This is a genomic window from Salinisphaera sp. C84B14 (genome assembly GCF_040361435.1).
Classification (GTDB): Bacteria; Pseudomonadota; Gammaproteobacteria; order Nevskiales; family Salinisphaeraceae; genus Salinisphaera.
Genome location: NZ_APNL01000006.1, coordinates 93337 through 116604, shown reverse-complemented (window position 1 = coordinate 116604; position 23268 = coordinate 93337). Strand labels below are relative to the sequence as shown.

Annotated in this window: 22 protein-coding genes and 2 riboswitches; of the genes, 1 reads left to right on the top strand and 21 read right to left on the bottom strand. The window is 63.8% G+C overall.

The features are described from left to right. Nucleotides 1-27: 27 nt before the first annotated feature. The 4 genes from C84B14_RS06955 to C84B14_RS06940 form a co-directional block, all read right to left on the bottom strand. On the bottom strand, nt 28-1254 hold the full coding sequence (locus C84B14_RS06955; RefSeq protein WP_353222856.1) for an ATP-grasp domain-containing protein: 1227 nt from the start codon (nt 1252-1254) through the stop codon (nt 28-30). Nucleotides 1255-1555: 301 nt separating this feature from the next. After that, complete coding sequence (locus tag C84B14_RS06950; RefSeq protein WP_353222854.1) at nt 1556-2491, bottom strand: ROK family protein; 936 nt, start codon at nt 2489-2491, stop codon at nt 1556-1558. A gap of 218 nt (nt 2492-2709) precedes the next feature. Then, nucleotides 2710-3570 carry an NAD-dependent protein deacetylase gene (locus C84B14_RS06945; RefSeq protein WP_353222853.1) on the bottom strand — a complete coding sequence of 287 codons (861 nt, stop codon included), beginning with the start codon at nt 3568-3570 and terminating at the stop codon, nt 2710-2712. Next, entirely contained in the window at nt 3567-4208 is a 642-nt protein-coding gene (locus C84B14_RS06940) for an HAD-IA family hydrolase (RefSeq protein ID WP_353222851.1), read from the bottom strand. Before C84B14_RS06940 ends, C84B14_RS06945 begins: the two co-directional genes overlap by 4 nt. 233 nt (nt 4209-4441) lie before the next feature. On the opposite strand from C84B14_RS06940, the gene C84B14_RS06935 reads away from it, so the two are divergent. Continuing rightward, nucleotides 4442-4996 carry a hypothetical protein gene (locus C84B14_RS06935; RefSeq protein ID WP_353222849.1) on the top strand — a complete coding sequence of 185 codons (555 nt, stop codon included), beginning with the start codon at nt 4442-4444 and terminating at the stop codon, nt 4994-4996. Here the strand turns inward: C84B14_RS06935 and C84B14_RS06930 are convergent. The 17 genes from C84B14_RS06930 to C84B14_RS06850 form a co-directional block, all read right to left on the bottom strand. Continuing rightward, nucleotides 4973-5242: an acyl-CoA-binding protein gene (locus tag C84B14_RS06930; protein WP_348767078.1), complete on the bottom strand. Its 270-nt coding sequence runs from the start codon at nt 5240-5242 to the stop codon at nt 4973-4975. The genes C84B14_RS06935 and C84B14_RS06930 overlap by 24 nt on opposite strands. Before the next feature lie 217 nt (nt 5243-5459). Next, on the bottom strand, nt 5460-5990 hold the full coding sequence (locus C84B14_RS06925; RefSeq protein ID WP_353222847.1) for a dihydrofolate reductase: 531 nt from the start codon (nt 5988-5990) through the stop codon (nt 5460-5462). A gap of 55 nt (nt 5991-6045) precedes the next feature. Further along, nucleotides 6046-7578, bottom strand: coding sequence for an ATP-binding protein (locus tag C84B14_RS06920; RefSeq protein WP_353222845.1), 1533 nt, complete (start codon nt 7576-7578; stop codon nt 6046-6048). A gap of 30 nt (nt 7579-7608) precedes the next feature. Next, the gene (locus C84B14_RS06915; protein ID WP_353222844.1) at nt 7609-9330 is read right to left on the bottom strand and encodes a putative bifunctional diguanylate cyclase/phosphodiesterase; all 1722 of its coding nucleotides are present in this window, start codon (nt 9328-9330) and stop codon (nt 7609-7611) included. A gap of 541 nt (nt 9331-9871) precedes the next feature. Further along, nucleotides 9872-10693 (bottom strand): thymidylate synthase, encoded by an 822-nt coding sequence (locus C84B14_RS06910; RefSeq protein ID WP_353222842.1) that lies wholly within the window; start codon nt 10691-10693, stop codon nt 9872-9874. After that, the gene (gene lgt / locus C84B14_RS06905; RefSeq protein WP_353222840.1) at nt 10690-11481 is read right to left on the bottom strand and encodes a prolipoprotein diacylglyceryl transferase; all 792 of its coding nucleotides are present in this window, start codon (nt 11479-11481) and stop codon (nt 10690-10692) included. Before lgt ends, C84B14_RS06910 begins: the two co-directional genes overlap by 4 nt. A gap of 294 nt (nt 11482-11775) precedes the next feature. Further along, on the bottom strand, nt 11776-12315 hold the full coding sequence (locus C84B14_RS06900) for a GNAT family N-acetyltransferase (RefSeq protein ID WP_353222838.1): 540 nt from the start codon (nt 12313-12315) through the stop codon (nt 11776-11778). A 20-nt stretch (nt 12316-12335) separates the two neighbouring features. Continuing rightward, nucleotides 12336-13271 carry a carbohydrate kinase family protein gene (locus tag C84B14_RS06895; protein WP_353222837.1) on the bottom strand — a complete coding sequence of 312 codons (936 nt, stop codon included), beginning with the start codon at nt 13269-13271 and terminating at the stop codon, nt 12336-12338. Between the two features lie 118 nt (nt 13272-13389). Then, nucleotides 13390-14874: an aminomethyl-transferring glycine dehydrogenase subunit GcvPB gene (gene gcvPB, locus C84B14_RS06890; RefSeq protein ID WP_353222835.1), complete on the bottom strand. Its 1485-nt coding sequence runs from the start codon at nt 14872-14874 to the stop codon at nt 13390-13392. Between the two features lie 70 nt (nt 14875-14944). Beyond that, nucleotides 14945-15451 (bottom strand): thiol peroxidase, encoded by a 507-nt coding sequence (tpx, locus tag C84B14_RS06885; protein ID WP_353222833.1) that lies wholly within the window; start codon nt 15449-15451, stop codon nt 14945-14947. A 48-nt stretch (nt 15452-15499) separates the two neighbouring features. Next, nucleotides 15500-16879, bottom strand: coding sequence for an aminomethyl-transferring glycine dehydrogenase subunit GcvPA (gene gcvPA / locus C84B14_RS06880; protein WP_353222831.1), 1380 nt, complete (start codon nt 16877-16879; stop codon nt 15500-15502). Between the two features lie 73 nt (nt 16880-16952). Continuing rightward, nucleotides 16953-17348 carry a glycine cleavage system protein GcvH gene (gene gcvH, locus C84B14_RS06875; RefSeq protein ID WP_348764959.1) on the bottom strand — a complete coding sequence of 132 codons (396 nt, stop codon included), beginning with the start codon at nt 17346-17348 and terminating at the stop codon, nt 16953-16955. A 73-nt stretch (nt 17349-17421) separates the two neighbouring features. Beyond that, nucleotides 17422-18531 (bottom strand): glycine cleavage system aminomethyltransferase GcvT, encoded by a 1110-nt coding sequence (gene gcvT / locus C84B14_RS06870; protein ID WP_348764960.1) that lies wholly within the window; start codon nt 18529-18531, stop codon nt 17422-17424. 54 nt (nt 18532-18585) lie between these two features. Further along, a riboswitch (glycine riboswitch) is annotated at nt 18586-18668 on the bottom strand. Nucleotides 18669-18687: 19 nt separating this feature from the next. After that, nucleotides 18688-18780, bottom strand: a riboswitch (glycine riboswitch). A gap of 90 nt (nt 18781-18870) precedes the next feature. Beyond that, nucleotides 18871-20076, bottom strand: a complete 1206-nt coding sequence (locus C84B14_RS06865; RefSeq protein WP_348764961.1) for a UbiH/UbiF/VisC/COQ6 family ubiquinone biosynthesis hydroxylase — start codon at nt 20074-20076, stop codon at nt 18871-18873. Further along, nucleotides 20073-21305 (bottom strand): 2-octaprenyl-6-methoxyphenyl hydroxylase, encoded by a 1233-nt coding sequence (gene ubiH, locus C84B14_RS06860; RefSeq protein ID WP_348764962.1) that lies wholly within the window; start codon nt 21303-21305, stop codon nt 20073-20075. The genes C84B14_RS06865 and ubiH overlap by 4 nt, the downstream gene beginning before the upstream one ends. After that, nucleotides 21302-22651 carry a Xaa-Pro aminopeptidase gene (pepP, locus tag C84B14_RS06855; RefSeq protein ID WP_353222828.1) on the bottom strand — a complete coding sequence of 450 codons (1350 nt, stop codon included), beginning with the start codon at nt 22649-22651 and terminating at the stop codon, nt 21302-21304. Before pepP ends, ubiH begins: the two co-directional genes overlap by 4 nt. Nucleotides 22652-22706: 55 nt before the next feature. Continuing rightward, nucleotides 22707-23264 carry a UPF0149 family protein gene (locus C84B14_RS06850; RefSeq protein ID WP_348764964.1) on the bottom strand — a complete coding sequence of 186 codons (558 nt, stop codon included), beginning with the start codon at nt 23262-23264 and terminating at the stop codon, nt 22707-22709. Nucleotides 23265-23268: the final 4 nt, after the last annotated feature.

The window sequence follows — 23268 nt, the reverse complement described above, 5'->3', positions numbered from 1 at the left end:
GCGCGCGTCGCAACGACCTAGGCGCGACTAGACATAGAAGTCCAGATCTTCCTGGTGCTTGAGCAAATCACGCAGCTGGTGCGGATTGTCGCCGAAGAAGAACACCAGACCCCAGTGGGTACCGAAGGCAGTACGCTTGGTGACCGTATCCTGCAGCGGTGCAGTCAGCTCGTGGAAATCGAAGAACGGATGCTCTTCGGTTTCCTTCGGAATCTCGAGCTTGCTGACCACGCGCTTGCGCGGGTACACGCCGAAGCAGCCCGCATAGCCCTTGGCTTCCTTGACCGGCTCGGGGAAGAACGCGTCGATCTCATCCTGCTTGGTCTTCGGATCCATGACCAGAATCGTGGCCTGATAGGCGTTGAAGCCGTAGGCACGCTCGATCAGCTCGAAGGCCTTGAAGCCCGGCGGACGATAGGCCACTTCGCCGAAGTACATGGTGCCGTCGGAGGTCACGAAGTATTCCGGATGGATCTGACCGAACTTGATGTCGAAGGTCTTGATCAGCTTCTCGATCTGTTCGGTAATCGCGTTACGCCAGCTTTCCAGCTCGGGCGTAGCCGGCACGAACACGGAATAACCCAGCGTGACGTACTCGGAAATGTTCAGGAACTGGATCTTGCCGTCCCAGATCCATGCCTCGACCGCGAATTCCCAGCCGTCGAGATGGCTTTCCATGAGCAGCGGGTATTCGCTGTCGGGAATCGAGTCGATTTCCTCGGCCGACTTGATCATGCGATGACCGAGACAGCCGGCCTTGTCGAAGGCCTTGAGATGGATCGGATCTTCCGGGTCGCCGTCGAGTTTGAGAAGGGTCTGGTTCACGCGCTTGAAGAAACGATAGACGTCGTCTTTCTCATGCGCTTCCTCGAAGATACCCACGCGGATACCGCCCAGCTGCGCACGACGCTTCATGAGCGCCTTGTCACGGAACAGCACCGCCTGACCATGCAGACGCGGGTTGTCCATGAGCACCGAGTTGATCGCGCCGGCCCATTCCACTGTTTCCTCGAACAGCGGGATAGCCACGTCTACGCCTTCTTCCTTCAGCTTTTCGGCGATTTCCAGTGAACGCTCGTTCAGGCGCTCAAAATTCCACGGGATATAAGGAATATCATGCTGCTTGCAGTAATCCTCCGCCCAATCCGGAGCGACGACCACGTAGCGCCGATCGAAACGATCCGCCGCTTCGACCGCACCCAGGGACCAACCCAGTAGGGCAACATAACCCTTTTCGGGATTCTTCTCGGCCATAAACACTCCTAATGGAGAAATACGAAATAAACGCCTTCGACTCTAGCATACCGATCGGTCGGGACCGGGCCTGATTCGCCGTAGACGCACTGTTCATGCCCTGTTAGCCGGGGTTGACACGACCGGACGTTACGGGGCTCAACGCCTGTTGTACTCCAAAATCCGATGCTTGTATCACCGTTCATCCTGCGGGGACGAAAACAGCCAAGCCCTGGAGCGACACCGGCCGTAGCCGACTCGGCTTCGCGGCGCGCCTCGAACGCGCCAGCCCCAGGCGCAAGAGTCCTGGCTATAGAGTTGGCTATCCGTCAAGCGGCCAGAGACGGGCCGCCCCGCGCACGCCGGATGCATCGCCGTGGGCGGCCGCGACCAGCGGCGTATCGATATGCTCGGCGAACGCATGCTGTGCCCATATCTTCGGCACTTCGCTATACAGCCAGCGGATCTGCGATAGCCCGCCGCCGACCACGATCACGTCGGGGTCGAGAATATTCACGATCATCGCCATCGACCGGGCCACCCGTTGCAGCCAGGACTTGAGCGTCGCCCCGGCCAAGCGCTCGCCGGCTTCGGCACGTTCGACGATCGCCTGGGCCGGTATGTTGTAACCGCCGCGCCGAACATGATCGGCGGTCATTCCGGGCCCCGAGATCCAGGCCTCCAGGCAGCTGTCCAGGCCGCACCAGCAGCTCGGCGGTTGCCGCACTTCGGCCGCGGTCGGCCACGGCAGACAGGTATGCCCCCATTCGCCGGCGAGGCCGTTACGCCCGGTGATCAATCCGCCGTCGATGACCACACCACCCCCGACGCCGGTGCCCAGAATTACGCCGAATACGTTGCGATGCCCGGCCGCCGCGCCGTCGCGCGCTTCCGAAAGCGCGAGACAGTCGGCATCGTTGGCCAGGCGTACTTCGCGTGCGAGCGCGCGCTCGAGATCGGCGCCGAGCGTACGGCCGTTCAGGCACTGGGAGTTGGCGTTTCGCAGACGCCCGGTCGCCGGCAGCACGCTGCCCGGCGTGCCCACGCCCAGCCGCAGCCCGCGTGTGCCCACCTCACCTTCCAGCGCCACGACCAGATCGATAATCGCTTCCAGCGTGGCGTTATAGCCGCTTTCCGGCGTATCGACCCGGCGTTCGGCACGTACCTGATCTTCGCCGTCGAGCACGATGCCGGCGATCTTGGTGCCGCCCAGGTCGATCCCCAGCCGCAGGCGCGTGTTGTCCTTATGTTCGTTCATGTCACGCTCGCGTCAACAAACGAGCGCAGACTCGTTCTCACGAGGCCGGGTGAAACGACACGCGTATTCGGAGATAGACTCATGATTCGCCAGCAGCTCAGATTGGTCGGCTATATTATCGTGACACGACTCGTCGTGGGGGCCGTGCCCTTCGGCCAGGTGGATGCCCTGCCCGAGGCGCAGCGATAACGCCACTGCAGGGCATTCTCGACGCGTCTTCAATCGATAGCCGTCGCCAGTAACGCGGCACAATCGTCGTCGAGCTTGTGCGTGATCAGATCATCCGCGCGCGTACGTCCCTGATTGATCGCCATGATCGGCAGGCCGCGTACCGCGGCCTCGCGCACGAAGCGAAAGCCCGACCACACCATCAACGACGAGCCGACAACCAGTACGGCTTCGGCACGGGCAAGCCCGGCCCAGGCCCGTGCGACCGTCTTTTTTGGCACCGCGCCGCCGAAGAACACCACGTCCGGCTTGAGGATGCCGCCACAGACCGGGCAGTCGGGCACGACAAAACGATCGTAGTCGACGTCGCCCAGTTCGATATCGCCGTCCGGACGAATGGCGTCGCTGTCGTGCAGCCAGCCGGCATTGGCTTCGATCAGCATTTCCTGCACGCGATTGCGCGACAGGCGCGTATCGCAGGCCAGGCAGACCACGCGGTCGAGACGTCCATGCAGATCGATCACCCCGCGATTGCCCGCCGCCCGATGCAGGCCGTCGACGTTCTGGGTCAGCAGCGTGCCGATATGGCCGGCCGCCCCGAGGCGGTAAATCGCATGATGGGCCGCATTCGGCTGCGCGCGCGCTACCGCGGGCCAGCCGGCCATGCTGCGTGCCCAGTAGCGCCGCCGCTTGGAGATCTGACCGACGAACGCCGCGTGCTGAATAGGCGTCGCCCCTTTCCAGCCGCCGTCGCGATCGCGATAGTCGGGAATACCCGAATGCGTGCTGATACCCGCACCCGTTAATACGAACAGTCGGCGGTTGGCACCCACGAACGCACGCAGCGCGTCCACGTGATCGGCGCGCGGCGCCTGTTCGGTCGCCGCGCGCAGTTCGTTAGGCATGTTCATGTGCTGACTTCCACGCCGAGCGTTGCGAGGTCTTCACGCAGGCGATCGATACCTTCGAAACGTAGCGCTTGCCAGCCGGCCGCCTGCGCGCCATCGACGTTGATCTGGCGGTCGTCGATGAGCAGGCAGGCAGCAGCCGGCGCGCCGAGCTCGGCCGCGACATGGGCAAAGCCCTGCGGATCGGGCTTGGCATAGCCGATTTCCTGCGAGGCAAAGGCGTGTTCGAGCACATCGAAAAAACGAAAATGCTGCTGCATGTAGCGCCAGTGCACGGCATTGGTGTTGCTGTAGCAGGCAAGCCTATGGTGGCGCGACAGCTGCTGCATGAAGGACACCATCGCGGCGCTTTCGCCCTGCAGCATTGCTTCCAGTTCGCCCGTGAGCGTGCCCGCGTCGAGGCCTCGGTTCAGGCTGTCGTTGAGCGCGGCATGAAAACCGGCCTCGTCCAGTTCGCCGGTCTGGAAGCGCTCGGCGATCGAATACGGCCGCTCGGTGAAGCGCTCCCTGAGCGGCTCTGCGAGCTGCGGCATGGGGGTTTCGCTAAGGCGCGACAGTTTGTCGAGGGTGATCTCGGCAGGCTGAACGTCGACCACGACGCCGCCCAGGTCGAACACCAGCCAGTCAATCCGATATCTCATTGCGCTGAGTTTACGCAAATCCTCATGACGTCGATGCGTCATTTTCAAACCACCCTAAAAACGGATTGTTCGGGTTGATGATGCGCGTAGGTGCAACGTCCAAAGGCCGAGAAGCCATTGCACAACGAACGGCTGACAGCGGCCGGCGTTTGGTTTTTCGATGGCGCGCAAAACATCTCACCCGGTCCGCTGTTTTGGTACCTTTTCCATACGTTCGGGTACAAGCTGGGCTGATGTCCACATGCCACGTTGTCACAACCGTGCTGATCGCAGCCGCCCTGGTCGGTGGCTGCAGCCTGCGCCCGTCTACGGCGGGCGACGCGCTTGCGGTCGGCAGTCGGCTTGAACTCACCCGCGATCTGCAGGTGCCGCCACGACGCTGGAGCGTTTATTTTCAGGAGGGTCAGGCGCTGCGTTTTGGCGGCATCGACACCTGGCGCGGCTATTGCGAACTCAAGGTGCACGGCCCGATGCCCCGAGCGCAGACGATCAAGGCCGGTGTCTTCGAGGTGACTGCAAGCGAGCAGTTCATTGACCGTACCGCGTCGCGCGAGATACACGTTGCGGCCAGCGCGCCGGTCCAGCTGGCGCTGGGCGAACGCCAGGACTGGAACTACGTCACCGAGCTCGCGCTGGCGAGCCGCGACCAAGCCGATATCCGTGCCTTCACCTGTACCCGTCGGCAGGAGGCCCGGCTCGGCCGCTATATGTCGCTGGCCGAGACGCGGGCCGCCGTAGGCGATTGGCTGAAGCTGAAACCGGCCTCAGCTGTCGGCGTCGAGCAGTGAATTGACCTTATCGATATAGGCCTGCATGGCGGTATCGGTATCCATGCCCTTGAGTTTGGCCCAGGCGTCGTATTTGGCGCGGCCCTTGAAATCGGTCATGCCCGGGCGTTTGCCCTCGACATCGCCGACCGTGGCCTGCTTGTAATGCGCATAAAGCGCGAGCAGATCATCGTTCTTGGGCCGCGACGACAGCGTCTCCACATCTTTCTGGGCCTGCTCGAAACGCGACTTGAGGTCTTCTGCCATGCTTATCTCCTTAAGGCCGGCACTATAGGCGGTTACACCGCGCTCACGCCTGCGATCCTGCCCGTGCAAGACCCGACGCGTGCGGTTATCCAATGCTACACGAGCAGCGGGCCAGGCCGTATATCAAACGGGCGGTTCCATGCGGCTTACGACAGACTAGACGACCACCGGATCACGGGATCGTTGAAGCACATGCGCGCGAACGCGCACGGGCCGGCTAGACTTGCTCGCGACGCTGCCAGGTCATGAAGCGATGGGCGGGCGTATCGGCGCTGGCCTCTACGCGCTGTTCGTACACAAGCTGCCAGCTGTCCCAGTCGATGGCCGGGAACCAGGTGTCGCCGTCATAGCGGGCCTCGATCCGCGTAAGTTGCAGGGTGCTGGCCCGCGCGATGGTGAGCCCGTAGACCTGGGCCCCGCCGATCACCATCAGCTCGACTTCACCATCGGCGGCGGCGATATCGATGGCCTGTTCGACATCGCCCACCCGCTCGACGCCCCGGGCATGAAAACCGGCATCCCGCGTGAGCACGAGGTTGCGACGCTTGGGCAACGCGCGACCGATGGATTCGTAGGTACGCCGACCCATCAGAATGGGCTTGTTCAACGTTTGCTGCTTGAACCAGCGCAGGTCGTCTGGAATATGCCAGGGCATGCCGCCGTCGGCGCCGATCACACCGGCCTGATCCATGGCTGCGATCAGGCTCAGGCGAACGTCGGCGGGCGATACAACGTGTGCGGTGGACATCTCGTGCTCAGTGGAATTCGAAACAAATGGTGCGTGGCCGCGACTCGGCCAGGGCTCACTCCGGGTCAGCACCCTCGGCTTCGGGCAGGCTCCTGAGCTGCAGGATAAACCGGGTGCCGGTGGCATCGGTATGCTCGATGTGCAGATCGCCGCCATGCCGGCGACAGATACGACGGCACAACGACAGGCCGATACCGGTGCCATTATCGCCGCTGTCGGCATCGCGTCGAAACGGCTGGAAGACCAGCGCCTGGGACTCGATGCCGCGGGCGTTGTCTTCGTAGTGGATGATCGTCGTATCGTCAGTGGCCCGGTCGGCATCGACGCGGATACGGATTACGGGCGCCACATCCGCTCGGCGATAGCGAATGCTGTTGTCGATGAGGTTCTGGAATAGTGCCCGCAGCTGCGCGCCTTCGCCTCGTATCGTGCCCAGCCTTTCGATATCGAACTCGGCGCCGTGCTCCTCGATGAGCAGCGCCAGATCGGCGCGCACATCGTCGATCAACGTATTCAAATCCAGGTATTCGGTTGCCACCGGCGCCGTGTCGATACGCGCCAGGCGCAGCATGCCGCCGATCATGTTCTGCATGCGATCGGCCGCCGAGCGCAGTGCCACGAGCTGCTTGCGGCCGTCCTCGCTCATGCGCGGCGCTTCGGTGGTTTGTAGCTGGCGTGCGCTGTGCTGCATCTTGCGCAGGGGTTCGCGCAGGTCATGCGCCGCTGCGAGTACGCCGGCCCGGTCGCTGGCACGATCCAACGGTACCCGCGGTGAGATGGTATCCGGATCCGGCGCCGGCTGGGTATCGAATACCTCGATAAGCAGGGTGAACCCGTTCAATCGACCGCCCGCGCCACGCAAGGGCAGCAAGCGTGCGGTACGTACCGGCGCCGCGGTGCCGACCGGCGTGACGTCCAGACTGATCGGCGCCGTCGAGCGCACGGCCCGATGCAGCACCACGGGCCAGGTCGAGCCGTCGCGCAGCTCGACGCAGCGCGCAATACCGCGACCGAGGGTATCTTCGGCATCACAGTCCAACCAGCGCGCCGCGCCCTCGCCCACGCCGGCGATACGACCGGCCAGATCGATACCCATCCAGGCCGGCTCGTCGGTGGCACGGGTCAGATTGAGCCGATGCGCGGCCAGCAGGTTCTCGTTCGCGCTGACCGCATCGGTGGCTGCCCGCGGCCCGGTTGCGCGCAGCAGCACGATGAAGCCGACGACGTCGTCATCGCCATCGGTACGCGGGCACAGATCGAGGGTACAAAGCCGGCGCTGGCCGATTCGGGTGATTAACGCCGCCTCGAAACGAGCGCGCCCCCGAGCACTGGCTTCAAACAACGCACGCGGCAACTCGGCCTCGAAACGCCGCTCCTCGGGCAATAAGGTTTCGAGACGCTGGCCTTCCACCTGGGCCGCCATATGGCCGAGCAGCATTTCGGCGCTGCTATGCCACCGTTCGATCACGCCTGCGCTATCGAGCAGGCATAGCGCCGCATCCGGCATCTGTTCGAGCAATAGCGTAAGCGCTGCCGCGCCCACAGACGGATCGCTCGAATCGGTTTCGCCGCTGCCTGTCGGCGTCACGCGACACCATCCCTGCCGAAAAAACGGTCGTTAGTGATAGAGAGCGCTCGCCGGCATGGCGTGCTGCAGCAGGCGCGTACAGTCCGCGACCGCCAGCCCGGGCGCGTAGAAAAAGCCTTGCCCGAACGTGCACTTGTTGTCCATGAGGAACTGCCGCTGGGCGCTGGTTTCCACCCCCTCGGCGACCACGCGCAGGCCGAGGCTGGCGCCCAGGGCGATAATCGCCCGCGCCATGGCACGATCGCGGCTGTTGTCGGATACGCCATGCAAAAAGCTCAAGTCGATCTTGAGTGAATCCACCGGCAGCCGGGTGAGATAGCTCAAGGAGGAATAACCCTTGCCGAAGTCGTCTATAACGACCTGAACACCCAATCGCTTGAGTTGTTCGACCAGCGGATTGGTATCGTCCGGGCCGAGGATGAGCGCGTTTTCGGTAAATTCGAGTTCGAGCAGTTCGGCCGGCATGGCCATGGTTTCGATGACTTGTCGCACCATGGGCAGGAAATCCTCGTCACGGGCATGCTGCGAGGACACGTTGACCGCCAGCACGACGTCGTTGTCCAGCACCCCGGCATCGCGCCAATTCAGGTACTGACGACAGGCCGTGGTCAATGCCCAACGGGTAAACGCGCGAATACAGCCGCGGGATTCCGCCATGGGCACGAACTCGTCGGGCGAAATCGGCCCCAGCCGCGGATGATTCCAGCGTGCGAGCGCTTCCAGACCCACGATCCGGCCCGAACCGAGATCGAACTGCGGTTGATAGACCAGATGCAGTTCGCTGGCCTCGATCGCGGCATGCAACTCGTTGTCCAGACCGGGGCGCGCCCGGGCACGGGCATCGTTTTCGCCGTCGAACCAATGCACGGTATCGCGCCCACCCTGCTTGGCCAGATACATGGCGGCATCGGCATTGTTGATCAGGGTGCCGGCATCCTTGCCATCGTGAGGATACATCGCGACACCGATGGAAATCGTGACGAAGATGCGATGCGTATCGATGACGATGGGCTCGCGAAACGTTCGCAGCACGGCCGCGACCAGTGCCTCGACTTCGCTGCGGTCGTCACTGTCGATAACGGCGACAAATTCGTCGCCGCCGATGCGCGCCAGCAGTGGATGACTGTCGCAGACGCTTTTCAGACGGCCGGCCGACGTATAGAGCGCCTGATCGCCGATACCGTGGCCGAGGCTGTCGTTGATCGATTTGAAGCCATCGAGATCGAAATAGATCACGGCAAAGGGGTGGCGCTCCGATGCCGGTCGTTCCAGCATATAGCGCAGGCGTTCGAGCAGCACGGCCCGATTGAACAGACCCGTTACCGCGTCGTGACGCGCGAGATAGCTGAATTTGCGCTGGTTTTCGTAATGCTGGAGCAGATAGCGAATCGTACGCTCGAGCAGGGTCGCGTTGATCTCGCCCTTGGGCAGAAACTCCGCGGCGCCGGCTTCCATGACCGCGACGTCGATCTCGTAATCGTCGTGACCGGTGAGCACCACGATGGGTGCATTCAGCGCGGCGGCTGCCGGGCTGCGCAACAGATCGAGCCCGGTACGGCCACCGAGTTGATAGTCGAGCAGGCAGATATCGAAGCCGCCCCTGCCGAGCGCCGCCAACCCCTCCTCGTAGCTGCATGCCGTGGTCACGGCATAGCGATGCCGGGGGCCGGAATGAAGAAGGTCCGCCAGCCACGCACGATCCTCGGGATCGTTGTCGATGAGAAGCACGCGTACGGTTCGAGATCGAGACATCAACTCATGTCACTTTTTTAGGCGATATCGCCGCGCCCTAGCGTATCGAAACTCCAAGTAAGCGGCGTTTCAAGCACGATATGATAGCCGTGCGGGCATTCGCGGTACCCGGCATCTAGCCGCTGCGGCGCTCTTGTGAGCGGCTGGATAATCCGCTGCTCGACAAGTCAGCGCTTGATTATGCATGAAACGCAGCTGGCTTTTCTCTAGGGCCTGTCGTCACGAGATATGACGACACGCTAGGGCGTGTCGTCATAAGATAAGGCGGCGCATCGGCGGCCAAGCCGCGGCAAGACAAGGCATCGCGAGCGTCGCGTGGTTGTTCCACGTAAGCGAGCCCCTGAAAATCGACTATGGCGCAGGATTGCCGGGGCTTGGCCGTCGACCGATCGTTATTCGTTGGGGGTTGCCCGCGCCGGACGCGCCATGCGGCGTTGCGGACCTTGACCGTGGGCCCGCCACGCTCGGCGGCCCGCGCCTTGCCTGACACGCCCGGCGCGGGCAATGCGACGTCATATCTTATGACGACACGCCCTAGGATCTATACAGCGACCGGGGCGCTGATTCGGGCATGACTCTCGTAGCCTTCGAGTCGAATATCGTCGAAGCTGAACGCGAAAAGATCGTTTACGTCAGGATTCAGCCACAAACGCGGGGCCGGATACGGCGTGCGCGCGAGCTGTTCGTCGGCCTGCTCGAGATGATTCAGATACAAGTGCGCATCGCCCAGGGTATGCACGAACTCGCCGACCTGCAGCCCGCAGACCTGCGCGATCATATGCGTGAGCAGCGCATAGGACGCGATATTGAACGGCACGCCCAGAAAGATATCCGCGCTGCGCTGGTAGAGCTGGCAGGACAAACGGCCGTCGGCCACATAGAACTGGAACAGCAGATGACAGGGCGGCAGCGCCATATCGTCGACCTGCGCCGGATTCCAGGCGGTCACGATATGCCGGCGCGAATCCGGGTTGTGCTTGATCGAGTCCACGACCTTGGCTAGCTGATCCACCGAGGCCCCGTCGGGCGCGGGCCAGCTGCGCCATTGATAGCCATAGACCGGGCCGAGATCACCGTTTTCGTCCGCCCATTCGTCCCAGATGCGAACACGGTTGTCCTTGAGATAGCCGATGTTGGTATCGCCGGCGATGAACCACAGCAACTCGTGGATGATCGCGCGCAGATAGAGTTTCTTGGTCGTGAGTACCGGAAACCCCTGTGTCAGATCAAAGCGCATCTGGCGCCCGAACACCGACAGCGTACCGGTGCCGGTACGATCGCCCTTGGGCGTGCCGTGCTCGCGCACCTCGCGCATAAGATCCAGATACGGCTGCTCGAGTGCCGCTCTCGCCGTGCCACTCATGGCGTCACCGGCTTATGCCGATAAGCCAGAGCGAGCAACAGAATGCCGCCCAGGATCATCGGCGTACACAGCACCTGCCCCATGGTCATCCAGTCGAAGGCGACGAAGCCGAGAAACGAGTCCGGCTGGCGGAAGAACTCGGCAAAGAAACGCAGACAGCCGTAGCCGATCAAAAACAACCCCGAAACAGCCATGCGCGGACGCGGCTTGCGGGCAAACAGCCACAGAATCGCGAACAGCAGCAGACCTTCGAGCCCGGCTTCATAGAGCTCGGAGGGATGGCGCGGCGCCATGTCGACATGCGGGTAGATCATGGCCCAGGGCACGTCCGTCACCCGGCCGATCAGCTCGCCGTTGATGAAGTTGGCGATACGCCCGAAGAACAGGCCGACCGGCACGATGGGCGCCACGAAGTCGGTGATATCGAAAAACGCACGCTGTGTACTGCGCGCGAACCAGCCGGCCGCGGCGAATACCCCGAGCATGCCGCCATGAAAGGACATGCCGCCCTGCCAGATATAGAACAGCTGCAACGGGTTATCCAGCAGCAGACTGGGCTGGTAGAACAGCATATAGCCGACGCGCCCGCCCACGACCACGCCGAGCACCACATAGAACAGCAGATCGCCGACTTCTTCGCGCTGCCAGTGGATATGCGCCTGCTTCGTGCGCACGATGCCCAGCCCCCAGCCGATGAGAAAACTCAGCAGATACATCAGGCCGTACCAGTGCACGGCAAGCGGGCCGATGGCTACGGCGACGGGGTCGATATCGGGATGCACGAACATGGCGAAGAATTCTAGGTCGTGTTGACGTTTGTTGCGAGCACCGCACGGGCGAGCGCGCACCTGTAAACCGAGCCAGGCGGCGCCCCGAAGGGGATGCCGACCTGATACAAGCCCCGCGCCCGTACGGGCGTTGGCGGTTCAGACTTGCTGAATGGGCGCTATCTTATGGCAATTGCGCGTTGCAGCGCTGTTACGCAATACGCCAAGGGCGTTGGCCGTAGTCCGCCAACGGCAGGACCTCGCCGCAGCGGGCCATCAAAGCGCGGCGCCCGACGGCAAAAATCAACCGGTCGATCACCGCGTCCAGGCGTACATGAACACATCGCGCGGCCCGTTGCGCCGGTCGGCATGATTCGGCCGCGGCGACCAGCGCTGCAAACAGCCTTCGTAGACCATGCCCAGGGCTTCGAGAATGCGCTTTGAGGCCGCGTTTTCGGTATCGCAGGTCGCCCAGATTCGATAGAGGTCGTCGATGGATTGCGCGGCATCGAAGACCGCGGCCGCGGCCTCGCGGCCAAAGCCCTCGCGCCAGGCCGAACGGGCGAGCACATAGCCGATCTCGGCCCCGTGCTCGCTGAACGAACAGGCCACCGTGCCGATGCCGCCACGTTCGGCATGCTCGATGAGCCAGCAGTAGTCTTCACCCGACGACCAGCCCTCGGCCACGTCGTCGAGAAAGTCGCTGCTGTCGTCGAGGTCGACATGCTGCGCCCAGGTCATGAACCGGGTGACCTCGGGATCGCTTGCGAACGCGAAGATCGCGTCGGCATCGCCGCCATGGGGCACGCGCAGCGTCAGCCGCGGCGTGCTCAGGCGCTGGGGCATGCTGATCATCACGGCCTCGCTGGCAGTATTCAGCCCAGTTCTTGCTCGAATTCTTCCTTGTAGCGCGCCTTGAACTCATCCATGGTGAAGCGATGGTTCTGGGTGCCGGGGCGCTCGATCTTGATCGTGCCCATCAGCGAGGCCACGCGGCCGATCGTCGGCCAGTCCAGGCCCTGCTGCAGCCCCCAGATCAAACCGGCACGAAAGGCATCGCCACAGCCGGTCGGGTCGGCCAGCGCGGTAGGCGAGCCGGCAGGAATCTTGAACTGTTCGCCGTCGGCGTGAATCACCGACCCCTCCCCGCCCTTGGTCACGATCATGGCCTTGAGGTTTTTGGCCATCTCGGCGACCGACAGGCCGGTGCGATCGCTCATCAGCTCGGCTTCGTAGTCGTTGACCGCGACATACGCCGCCTGGCCAAGAAAGCGCTTGAGCTCTTCGCCGTTGAACATCGGCAGGCCCTGGCCCGGATCGAAGATGAAATCGATGCCGGCCTCCGCGAACTGGGCCGCGTGCTGGACCATGCCGTCCTTGCCGTCGGGGGAGACGATGCCCAGCGTGATGCCCGCGTCGCTGGGCACCTGCTGCTCGTGGGCATAGTTCATCGCCCCCGGATGAAAGGCGGTGATCTGGTTGTCGTCCAGGTCGGTGGTGATATAGGCCTGGGCGGTATAGGCATCGTCCACGCCCTTGATGTAATCACGGCTGATGCCGTGCTCGTCCATCCAGGCGGCATAATCGTCGAAGTCGGTGCCGACCGTGCCCATGGGCATGCCTTCACCGCCCAGCAGCTTCAGCGAATAGGCGATATTGCCGGCACAGCCGCCAAACTCGCGCCGCATCTCCGGCACCAGAAACGACACGTTCAGCATATGCACGCGATCCGGCAGGATCTCGTTCTTGAAGTGGCCTGTGTAGACCATGATCGTGTCGTAGGCGAAAGATCCGCAGATCAGAGCTGACATAGCTTGTCCTTTATTCGATGAGATTCGGTACGCGCCGAAGGCACGTCACACGAAGGTCAGCCGCCCATCATGCCATAGCCATGGCATACAGCCGGCGAGTTCGGTCGGCGGCCGTGACTCAGGCGCCGGCCGCGGTGGCGGATTCGTGCTTCAGATCCAGGTTCTTGGCGGCAGCGACCTCGTCCAGACGCCGCACCGGCAGCTTGACCGGCGCCTCTTTCAAGGTCGTGGCATCGGCCTTTGCTTCTTCCCAGATCGCGACCATGGCGTCGACGAAGGCATCCAGGGTTTCCTTGGATTCGCTTTCGGTCGGCTCGATGAGAAAACACTCGGGCACGAGTAGCGGGAAATAGATGGTCGGCGCGTGAAAACCGTAGTCGAGCAGCCGCTTGGCGACGTCGGTCGCACTGACATCCAGCTGCTGCTTCTGGCGCTTGAGGGTGACGATGAACTCGTGGCTGGCACGCCGCTCGGGAAAGGCCAGATCGAAGCCGGCCGCGCGTAGCCGCGCCATCAGATAGTTCGAGTTGAGGGTGGCAAATTCGGCCACCCGGGTCATGCCGTCACGCCCGAGCAGCCGGGCATAGACATAGGCCCGCAGCAGCACGCCGGCATTGCCCATGAACGCGGACAACCGCCCGATCGTATTCGGAATGTCCTTTTCGCTCAGCCAGCGATAGGTCGCATCATCGCCCTCGCCGTCGCGCCCGACCACCGGGATGGGCATGAAGTCGCGCAGCCGTTTACCGACGCCCACCGCGCCAGAACCCGGCCCGCCGCCGCCGTGCGGCGTGGAGAAGGTCTTGTGCAGATTCATGTGGATGACGTCGAAACCCATATCGCCCGGGCGCACCTTGCCCAGAATGGCGTTGAGGTTGGCGCCGTCGTAGTAGAGCAGCCCGCCTGCGCCATGCACGATTTCGGCGATTTCGAGAATGTCCTGTTCGAACACGCCGAGCGTCGAGGGATTGGTGAGCATGATGCCCGCGGTACGGTCGGACACGGCATCGCGCAGTGCGGCGATATCCACGTCACCGTCGGCATCGGTCGGAATTTCGACCACGGTGCAGCCACACATCACGGCCGTGGCCGGGTTGGTGCCATGGGCGGCATCGGGTACCAGGATCTCGTTGCGTGCGCTGTCGCCGCGTGCGTCGTGGTAGGCCTTGATCATGGCCACGCCCGTGAATTCCCCCTGGGCCCCGGCCATCGGCGTGAGCGAGACGGCTTCCATGCCGGTCACCGTGGTCAGCATTTCCTGGAGCTCGTACAGGCACGCCATCATGCCCTGCCCATGGCTGGCCGGCGCCAACGGATGCCGATTGAGAAACCCCGGTAGCGAGGCGAGCGTGTTACAGGCCCGGGGGTTGTGCTTCATGGTGCACGAGCCCAGCGGGTAGAAATGCGTATCGATGGAAAAATTAAGCTGCGATAGCCGCGTGTAGTGGCGCACCACGTCCATTTCCGAGGCTTGCGGCAGGCCCACCGGCGACTCGCGCCGCAGTGCGGCCGGGATATCGTCGATGGCGGGCGCCTCAGCCGGCGCCTGGGCCAGCGCACGACGGCCGGGCCGGCTGTGTTCGAAGATGAGCTTTTCGGTCATGGCGTGACTGCTTGCGGTGTTCGGGTTGTTCAAGACGAAACCATTGGCATCGTCCCGCGAGGGCTCGGACTCAGACCTTGAGTGCGGCCAACGCGTCTTCGTAATTCGGCTCCTGGCCGATCTCGGGCACCAGTTCGCTGTGCAGCACCATGCCCTGTTCGTCGGCAACGATCACCGCACGCGCACACAGTCCTGCCATGGGCCCGTTGGCGATCAGCACGCCGTAATCCTTGGCGAAACGCTTGTCGCGCATCATCGACAGCGTGGTGCCGTTTTCGAGCCCTTCGGCGGTGCAGAAACGCGAATGCGCAAACGGCAGATCCGCGGACACCTGCAACAACGCGATATTGTCGAGCGCATCGACTTCGGCATTGAAACGCTTGACCGAGATCGCGCAGGTGGGCGTATCCATGCTCGGAAAGATATTGAATATCTTGCGCTTGCCCGCGAAGTCCGCGAGCGTGACATCGCGCAGATTAGCGCCGGTCAGGCTGAACTCCGCCAGGCTGTCGCCGGGCGACGGCAGCTGGCCGTCGACATCGGTGGCATTACCTTTGAGCGTGATTTGCTGGGTCATCGTCAGTCCTTGGATACAGCGGAAGAAATAAATGGCCGGCGCCGGCCCTCAAGCCGCTTCGGCCTGCGCGGCGATCACGTCGCGCAGAGCGTCGGCATAGGTTTCGAGATCGGCCTCGGTCTTGGTTTCGGTGGCACAGACGAGCACCGTGTTATCGAGCCCGTCATAGAATTCGGCCAGGGCCAGCCCGCCGAACACGCCGCGTTCTGCCAGTGCCGCGAGCGCCTGCTCGGCGTCGACCGGCAGCCGCAGCACCGTTTCATGAAAGGCCGGGCTGTCGAAAACCGCCTCGACCCCGTCTATCGCGGTAAGCCGGTCGACCAGCGCACGGGTATTGGCGATACAGGTCGCGGCGGTATTCTCCAGCCCCCGCGACCCGAGCAGGCTCATATGAATGGTGGCCGCGGTCACCAGCAGGCCCTGGTTGGTACAGATGTTGGAGGTCGCCTTGGAGCGACGAATATGCTGCTCGCGCGGTTGCAGGGTCAGTACATAACCCGTGCGGCCATCCATATCCTGTGTTCGACCCACCACGCGGCCGGGCATCTGGCGGACGTGCTTCTTGCGACAGCACAAAATGCCGAAATACGGCCCGCCCGAGGCCAGCGGCGCGCCTAGCGGCTGGCCCTCGCCGACCACGATATCGGCCCCCTCGCCCGTGCCCCAGCGGCCGGGTTCCTTGAACACCGCCAGCGACAACGGATTGACCAGGCCGATAGCCAGTGCGCCGTTGTTCTGGGCCCAGTCGGTGAGCGTATCCACGTCTTCGAGCACGCCGAAGAAGTTCGGCTGCGGGATCACCAGCGCGGTTACATCCTCTTTGGCCCAGCGCGTAAGCGCCGCCTCATCGATACGCCCGGTGGCCCGGTCGTAGTCGATCGCTTCGAAGGTGATGCCCTGGTTCGCACAGATATTGCGCGCGACCTGGCGATAGAACGGATGCACGCTCGCCGGCATGAGGATACGCGCCGATTTGGAGCGGCGATTGGCGCGTACCGCCATGAGCACCGCCTCGGCCAGCGCCGAGGCGCCGTCATAGAGCGACGCGTTGGCCACGTCCATGCCGGTCAGGCCCGTCATCATGGTCTGGTATTCGTAGACTACCTGCAGCGTGCCCTGGCTGGCCTCCGGCTGATACGGCGTATAAGCGCTATAGAACTCGCCCCGGGTGGTCAGCTCCCAGACCGCCGCGGGAATATGGTGCTCGTAAGCGCCCGCGCCGATGAAGCACAAACCGCCGGCATCGCGGGCCGCGCGTTCGCCCATGAGCCTGGTCACGGCCTGTTCGCTGGCCCGTTCCGGTATCGAATCCAGGCGCACGTCGCGCAGGCTGGGGTCGATCTCATCAAACAGATCGTCGATGTGATCGACGCCGATCGTTGCCAGCATCGACTGGATATCGTCTTCGGTATGCGGAATGAAAGGCATGGGTCCTCGCAGAACTTGAATACGGCCGGCTGCTTGCAAGCGCCAGGCAAACCCCCGGCGCTTGCCGTGACCGCTAGTCTTCCTCTTCTTCGACGATGCCTTCGTAGGCATCGGCATCGAGCAGTTTCTCGACCTGTTCCGGATCGGAAACCGTCATCTTGAACAGCCACCCTTCGCCAAACGGATCTTCGTTGACCAGCTCCGGCGAATCCTCGAGTTGTTCGTTGATCTCGGCGATTTCGCCGTCGAGCGGCGCATAGATATCCGAGGCCGCCTTGACCGATTCCACCACGGCCACCGCATCGCCGGCGCCCACCTTGGTACCGGCGTCGGGCAGTTCGACGAATACCAGGTCGCCGAGCGAGGACTGCGCATAGTCGGTGATGCCGACCGTGCAGGTGCCGTCGCCGTCGTAGTCGATCCATTCGTGGGTCTTGGTATAGGACAGATCCTTGGGTACTTCGCTCATGGGGCTCCCCTTGCAGCAGGTTGGCGCGGTGCGCGCGATGGTTCGGTGGATTAAAGGCTACTGAGAAAAACGCTCAGTCGTCGAGGCGGCTCTCGCCATTACGCACGAACGGATAGCGAACGATGCGCGCAGGCTGCCACTTGCCGCGCAAACACACTTCGACGCTGTGTTCCCAATCGGCGGGCACTCGGGCGAGCGCGACCGAGCACGACAACGTCGGCGCATAGCTGCCGCTGGTGATTTTGCCCTCGGCATGTTCTTCCTCGACATCGCTGTCGACGGCACGCACCGCGGTCTTGCTGCGCATCACGCCACGCCCTTCCAGCACCAGCCCAACCAGCTTTTGGTCGACGCCCTGTGCGCGCATGTGCTCCAGCGCCGAGCGGCCAACAAAATCGCGCTCTTCGGGCTTGAAGGCCACGGTCCAGGCCAGGCCCGATTCCAGCGGGGTGCGGTCTTCGTCCATATCCTGGCCATAAAGATTCAGGCCCGCTTCCAGGCGCAGCGTGTCGCGCGCGCCCAGGCCGATGGGCGCTACGCCCTTGTCGCGCAGCGTCTTCCATGCGTTCACGGCCTCGTCGGCCGGTAGTACGAGCTCGAAACCGTCTTCGCCGGTATAGCCGGTGCGCCCGATCGAGCGATCATCCTGCGCGACCACGCGAAACGGCTTTAGCTTGAGCGCAGCGGCCTTCAAATCGTCGTCGAACAGCTCGGCGGCGATGTCGCGCCCGCGCGGGCCCTGCACGGCGATAATGGCCAGATCCTGGCGGTGCTCGATCGACACGTCGTAATCGCGGGCCTGACTGCCGATCCAGGCCAGATCCTTTTCCGTGGTCGCTGCATTGACCACGACGCGATACAGATCGTCACTCAGGTGATAGACGATGAGATCGTCGATCACGCCGCCGCGGGTGTTGAGCATGCAGGTATAGAGCGCGCGCCCGGCCTCGTCGATCTTGGCCACGTCATTGGCCAGCAGCCAGCGCAGGAATTCGCGCGACTCTCGACCGCGGATATCGACGACGGCCATATGCGACACGTCGAACATGCCCACGCTCTCGCGTACGGCGTTGTGTTCGGAGATCTGGGAGCCGTAGTCGATCGGCATGTCCCAGCCGGCGAAATCCACAAGCTTGGCGCCGTCGGCGACATGTGCGTCATAGAGCGGGGTGCGTTTGGCCATGACAATCTCTTTGCAGATGAATCAACAGAATACGGGCCGGCCCGGGCTTTCGCCTGCCGCCCCTCTGTCCTGGCACCTGAGAGATTCGCCCCTTCGGTGAGCCGTGGTTCACACGACTGCTCTCCAGAGTCGATCAAGCCGGCGCGTCATGACGCCGGCGCGCGCGTGGTTCGGGTACCTGAGCGTTTCCGGGCGGAAATTTGCGCCTTCGGTGACGGGCGATGGCCCGTTCTCTCCCACGCGGTTATTGACCGTGGCCTCGACTATACCGGCGCGATCCATACAGGCCAAGCGTCGGCCCCGGAACCGCTTTTCACTGCAAAATACAGGCGTTTTGCGTTATTGCAGCAGCCGCGGGCCGTTGTCGGACAGACCCACCGCATGGTGAATCATGATCTGGCGAACCGGGGCAAGGTTCGCTGCCGCCGCGATCGCGCTCTGGCGCAGGTTGCGCAGCAAGGGGTTGGCGCTGCCATAGACGCGTTTGAAGGCGTCGGTGATGCCCAACATCATCAGGTTCTCGGCCATGCGCGCACGCTGATAGCGGCGCAGGTAGGTCATGTCGCCGGCATCGCGACCGGCCGCGCGCCCGGCTTCGAGCGCTTCGACCATGCCCGCCACGTCGAGAAGGCCAAGGTTGACCCCCTGACCCGCCATCGGGTGCACCACATGCGCGGCATCGCCGGCCAGCGCCACCCGCGGACGACAATATTCGCGGGCATGCTGGAGCTTGAGCGGGAAGGACGCCCGCCGATCCATATGCTCGATTTCACCCAGCACATGCCCGCTGGCTTCGCTCAGGCGTGCACGAAACGTCTCGTCGTCGAGTTCGGCAAGCTCCGCGGCGAGCGCATCGTCGGCGTGCCAGGCGAGCGAGCAACGACCGTCCGAAAGCGGCAGAAACGCCACCGGCCCGGTTTCGGTAAAGCGCTGCCAGGCGATATGGCGATGATGCCGCGCCGGGGTGACCGTACCGACGGTACAACGCTGGCCGTACGACCAGCCCGTGGTTTCTATGCCGGCCGCTGCCCGCACCGGGGAATTCGCGCCTTCCGCGCCAACCACGAGCGCCGCGCTCACGGTCGTCCCGTCGTCGAGACGCAGTCGGGCGGCATCCGGGTCGAAGGCCAGGCTTTCCATCTTCGCCGGGCAGTAGATATCGACATCGGTGAGCGCCTGCCACGCGCTGTCGACGATCAGGTTGTTTTCGACGATATGCCCGAGCTCGGGCAGCCCCACCGCGGTATGTTCGAGAAACAGCTCGCTGGCGCCGCCGGCCTCCCAGACCTTCATGCCGGTGAACGCGCAGCAGCGCCGGCGCTCGACCGAGGCCCACAGGTCGAGATTCTCGAGTACGCGCCGCGTGCCTGGCGCAATCGCCGACACGCGCAGCCCGTAGTCCTGGCTGGTATCGAAACGCGGCGGGCGTTTGGCTTCGACCAGTGCCACCGAGAAATCGGCACGCGACAGCGCCACCGCGAGCACGGCACCGACCATGCCGCCGCCGACGATGGCCACGTCATAACGCGGATTGTGACTACTCATGAGCTTGCCTTGCGAATACGCGCCGGGGCCAGGGCCAGCCCCATGCTGCGCCGGGCCATGTCGTCGCGAATCGACGGCATCAGCGACAGACCGAACAAACCCGCGCCGCGGGCATGGTCGAGCATGGGAATACGGTTGGAAAACAGGCGCACGATGGCGTCGGTGAAATTGGCCACGCGATGCTGGTCCGGGCGCCGAGCCTCGGCCCAGGCGGCCAACAGATCGCCGTCGCCGGGATCGAAATCGGGATTGGCGGCGAGGCGCTCGCGCAGCATCGCGGCCAGCAGCAGCGCATCGCGAATCGCCAGATTGAACCCCTGGGCGGCCGCCGGATGCAGGGCATGGCCGGCATTGCCGATAAGCACGGCGCGATCGACCGCGGCCCGGTCGCACAGCACCCGCGCCAGCGGATAGCTGCCGCGCGGCCCGGCCAGCTTGAGCTGGCCCAGACGCTGGCCGAAGGCCGCCTGCAGGCCGTCGATGAATTCGTCATCGCTGACCGCGCACATCTGCTCGGCGCGTTCGCTGGGCAGCGTCCATACCGCGGCACAGCTGGCCCGTGTACAGGGCAGCAGGGCCACCGGCCCGTCCGGGGTGAAGCGCTCGTAGGCACAGCCGCCGTGGGCGCGTTCGGGCTCTACGAAGGTAACGATGGCACGCTGCTGATAATCGTCGGTGCGCGCGCCGATACCCAGCGCGCCGCGTACCGAGGATTGCGCGCCGTCGGCGCCGACCAGCAGGCGGGTACTCAATGTCCGGCTTTCGCCGTCGCCGACCGCACAGGTCAGTTCGATGCGTTCGCCCGCGGCGTCGCGGGTGAGCGATTTGAAGCGTGCCGGGGCAATCACATCCACCTGGCTCATCTGCGCCAGCCGGGCGCGCAGCGCCTCGATCATGGTGAGGTTGGGCAACACATAGCCCAGTGCCGGCAGATCGTAGTCGGCGGCATTCACCCGCACGCTGCCGAAACGGCCCTTTTGGGATACGTGCAATCGTTTGATGGGCGCGGCGTCGTGGGCGATATCGGCCCACAGATCCAGCGCCTCGAACATCCCCCGGGTACCGGCCGCGATCGCGGTGGTGCGCGCTTTCATGTTCTCGTCGGCCGGCGCATCGAAGGCCACGGCCTCGACCAGCGCGATTTTCAGCCCGGTATCGGCCAGCGCGCAGGCAAACGTCGCGCCGGCCAGGCCACCGCCCACTACGGCAATGTCGTACTCGCCGCTCACGGGGTTTCGCTCCGATAGGGTTTGGCCATCAATGCCTCGATCTCGTCGGCGTCCTTGGGCACGTCGGCCGTGAGCACTTCACAGCCGGTTTCGGTGATGACGATATCGTCCTCGACCCGGATACCGATATCCGCAAAGCGCGACGACGGGTTGTCCTGGCCCCGGACATACAGTCCGGGCTCCACGGTCAGCGCCATGCCGGGTTCGAGCAGGCGCCATTCTCCATCCACTTTATAGTCGCCCACGTCGTGGACGTCCATGCCCAGCCAGTGGCTGGTGCCGTGCATGAAATAGGCGCGGTAGCTTTCGGCGGCGATGACCTCGTCGACCGTACCTTCGAGCAGGCCGACATCAATCAGCCCCGCCACCAGCACTCTTAGCGCCGCCTGATGAACGGCGTTCATCGGCTGGCCGGGTCGGGCGGCCTCGATCGCGGCCCGGTTGGCCGCGAGCACGATGTCGTAAAGCTCGCGCTGGGCATCGGAAAAACGCCCGTTCACCGGAAAGCTGCGGGTGATATCGCCGGCGTAGCCGCGATATTCGGCGCCGGCATCGATCAACACCAGGTCGCCGTCGGCCATGGGCGCGCTGTTTTCGATGTAGTGCAGCACGCAGGCGTTCTCGCCCGCCCCGACAATGCTCGGATACGCCCAGTGCGTGCCGTCGCTTTCGAAGGTGTAATGCAGCACGGCGGCGAGCTGATACTCGTACATGCCGGGACGTACCGCCTGCATGGCCGCGCTGTGCGCACGCGCCGAGGTGGCAGCCGCCTGGCGCATGAGTGCGACTTCGTGTTCGGACTTGCGCAGGCGCATGTCGTGGAGCAGGCCGTCGAGGGCCACGATTTCGCGCGGCGGCACGCCGCCCCGCCCCTGGCTGCGCATACCGCCGAGCTGATCGAGCACGCTCTGCTCGAATTCGGGATGCGTGCCGAAAGACAGATAGAGCCTGCGACGGCCGTCCAGCAGACGCGCGAGCCAATCCTCGAATTCGTGGATGGCAAAGGCCTGATCGGCGCCGTAGTCGGCCATGGCGCCGTCCGGACCGGCCCGCCGGCCGATCCAGACCTCCTGATCGGCGTTGCGGGCACGACAGAACAGGATGTAATCCCCGGCCTCGAAGCCGGGCGCGATCACCGCGATCGCCTCGGGCTCGCAGAAGCCGGTCAGATAGCGAAAATCGCTGTTCGGCCGATAGGGATAATCGACATCGTTATTGCGGTTGCGCTCGGGGGTGGCCGCGATCATCGCCACGCCATCCGGGCCCACGATATCCGCGATGCGCGCACGACGGGCTGCATGAATCGCCGGCTCGTCGCTGTGCTGCAGATGCGATTGGTCTCTCATCCGATCCCTCGTCCAAGCCTTTCAAGAAAACAAACCGAACCCGTCATCGCGATTGCTAGTGCAGCGACTCGCGCCGCGTGGGCCCTTCGCGCCCGGGCTGAAGCTCGAGGAAGACCATCTGTACGCCGACCCGCACGTATTCCACCAGCTCGGCATAGTCGGCTTCGGCCGATTCGTTGTCCGCGTCTTCGGCGGTCAGGCCCGCGCGCGACAGCTCGGTGAGGTCGTTGACCACCTCGCGGACTTCGCCGGAGAGGTTGTTGATATCGAAGCTGCCGTCGGCGCTCAGGCCATAGAGAAAACCGGCACACCAGCGTGCGAGCGCCTGCACGCGCCGTTCCAGATCGACATCGTCGGCCGGCAGCAGTGGCTGAAAACTCAGGTCCGGATCGAACAGGCCTTCCAGGGTCATCTCGCGCAGCGCGTCCAGCGCGCCTTCGATCTTGTCGTTCTTGACGTCTTCGACCGCGCGCGCGCCGCTGATTTCGTTATCGACACAGAGCATGCCGGTGAGCGTGCCGTGCACCTCGCCCGGCGTCTGTACCGACTCGGCCTGGGTCAGGCCTATCTGGAGGGCATCGAAGATGTTGTTCTGGCTGTTGCCTTGGCTCATGTCG

Excerpts from the sequence above, each read along its gene's own strand:
- C84B14_RS06930 (WP_348767078.1), bottom strand. The coding sequence starts at position 5,242 with ATGGCAGAAGACCTCAAGTCGCGTTTCGAGCAGGCCCAGAAAGATGTG.
- gcvT (WP_348764960.1), bottom strand. The coding sequence starts at position 18,531 with ATGGCCAAACGCACCCCGCTCTATGACGCACATGTCGCCGACGGCGCC.
- gcvPB (WP_353222835.1), bottom strand. The coding sequence starts at position 14,874 with ATGACCGAAAAGCTCATCTTCGAACACAGCCGGCCCGGCCGTCGTGCG.
- C84B14_RS06955 (WP_353222856.1), bottom strand. The coding sequence starts at position 1,254 with ATGGCCGAGAAGAATCCCGAAAAGGGTTATGTTGCCCTACTGGGTTGG.
- C84B14_RS06865 (WP_348764961.1), bottom strand. The coding sequence starts at position 20,076 with ATGAGTAGTCACAATCCGCGTTATGACGTGGCCATCGTCGGCGGCGGC.
- C84B14_RS06935 (WP_353222849.1), top strand. The coding sequence starts at position 4,442 with ATGTCCACATGCCACGTTGTCACAACCGTGCTGATCGCAGCCGCCCTG.
- pepP (WP_353222828.1), bottom strand. The coding sequence starts at position 22,651 with ATGAGAGACCAATCGCATCTGCAGCACAGCGACGAGCCGGCGATTCAT.
- C84B14_RS06895 (WP_353222837.1), bottom strand. The coding sequence starts at position 13,271 with ATGTCAGCTCTGATCTGCGGATCTTTCGCCTACGACACGATCATGGTC.
- C84B14_RS06940 (WP_353222851.1), bottom strand. The coding sequence starts at position 4,208 with ATGAGATATCGGATTGACTGGCTGGTGTTCGACCTGGGCGGCGTCGTG.
- C84B14_RS06925 (WP_353222847.1), bottom strand. The coding sequence starts at position 5,990 with ATGTCCACCGCACACGTTGTATCGCCCGCCGACGTTCGCCTGAGCCTG.
- C84B14_RS06900 (WP_353222838.1), bottom strand. The coding sequence starts at position 12,315 with ATGATCAGCATGCCCCAGCGCCTGAGCACGCCGCGGCTGACGCTGCGC.
- C84B14_RS06950 (WP_353222854.1), bottom strand. The coding sequence starts at position 2,491 with ATGAACGAACATAAGGACAACACGCGCCTGCGGCTGGGGATCGACCTG.
- gcvH (WP_348764959.1), bottom strand. The coding sequence starts at position 17,348 with ATGAGCGAAGTACCCAAGGATCTGTCCTATACCAAGACCCACGAATGG.
- lgt (WP_353222840.1), bottom strand. The coding sequence starts at position 11,481 with ATGTTCGTGCATCCCGATATCGACCCCGTCGCCGTAGCCATCGGCCCG.
- C84B14_RS06915 (WP_353222844.1), bottom strand. The coding sequence starts at position 9,330 with ATGTCTCGATCTCGAACCGTACGCGTGCTTCTCATCGACAACGATCCC.
- gcvPA (WP_353222831.1), bottom strand. The coding sequence starts at position 16,879 with ATGCCTTTCATTCCGCATACCGAAGACGATATCCAGTCGATGCTGGCA.
- C84B14_RS06945 (WP_353222853.1), bottom strand. The coding sequence starts at position 3,570 with ATGAACATGCCTAACGAACTGCGCGCGGCGACCGAACAGGCGCCGCGC.
- C84B14_RS06910 (WP_353222842.1), bottom strand. The coding sequence starts at position 10,693 with ATGAGTGGCACGGCGAGAGCGGCACTCGAGCAGCCGTATCTGGATCTT.
- C84B14_RS06850 (WP_348764964.1), bottom strand. The coding sequence starts at position 23,264 with ATGAGCCAAGGCAACAGCCAGAACAACATCTTCGATGCCCTCCAGATA.
- tpx (WP_353222833.1), bottom strand. The coding sequence starts at position 15,451 with ATGACCCAGCAAATCACGCTCAAAGGTAATGCCACCGATGTCGACGGC.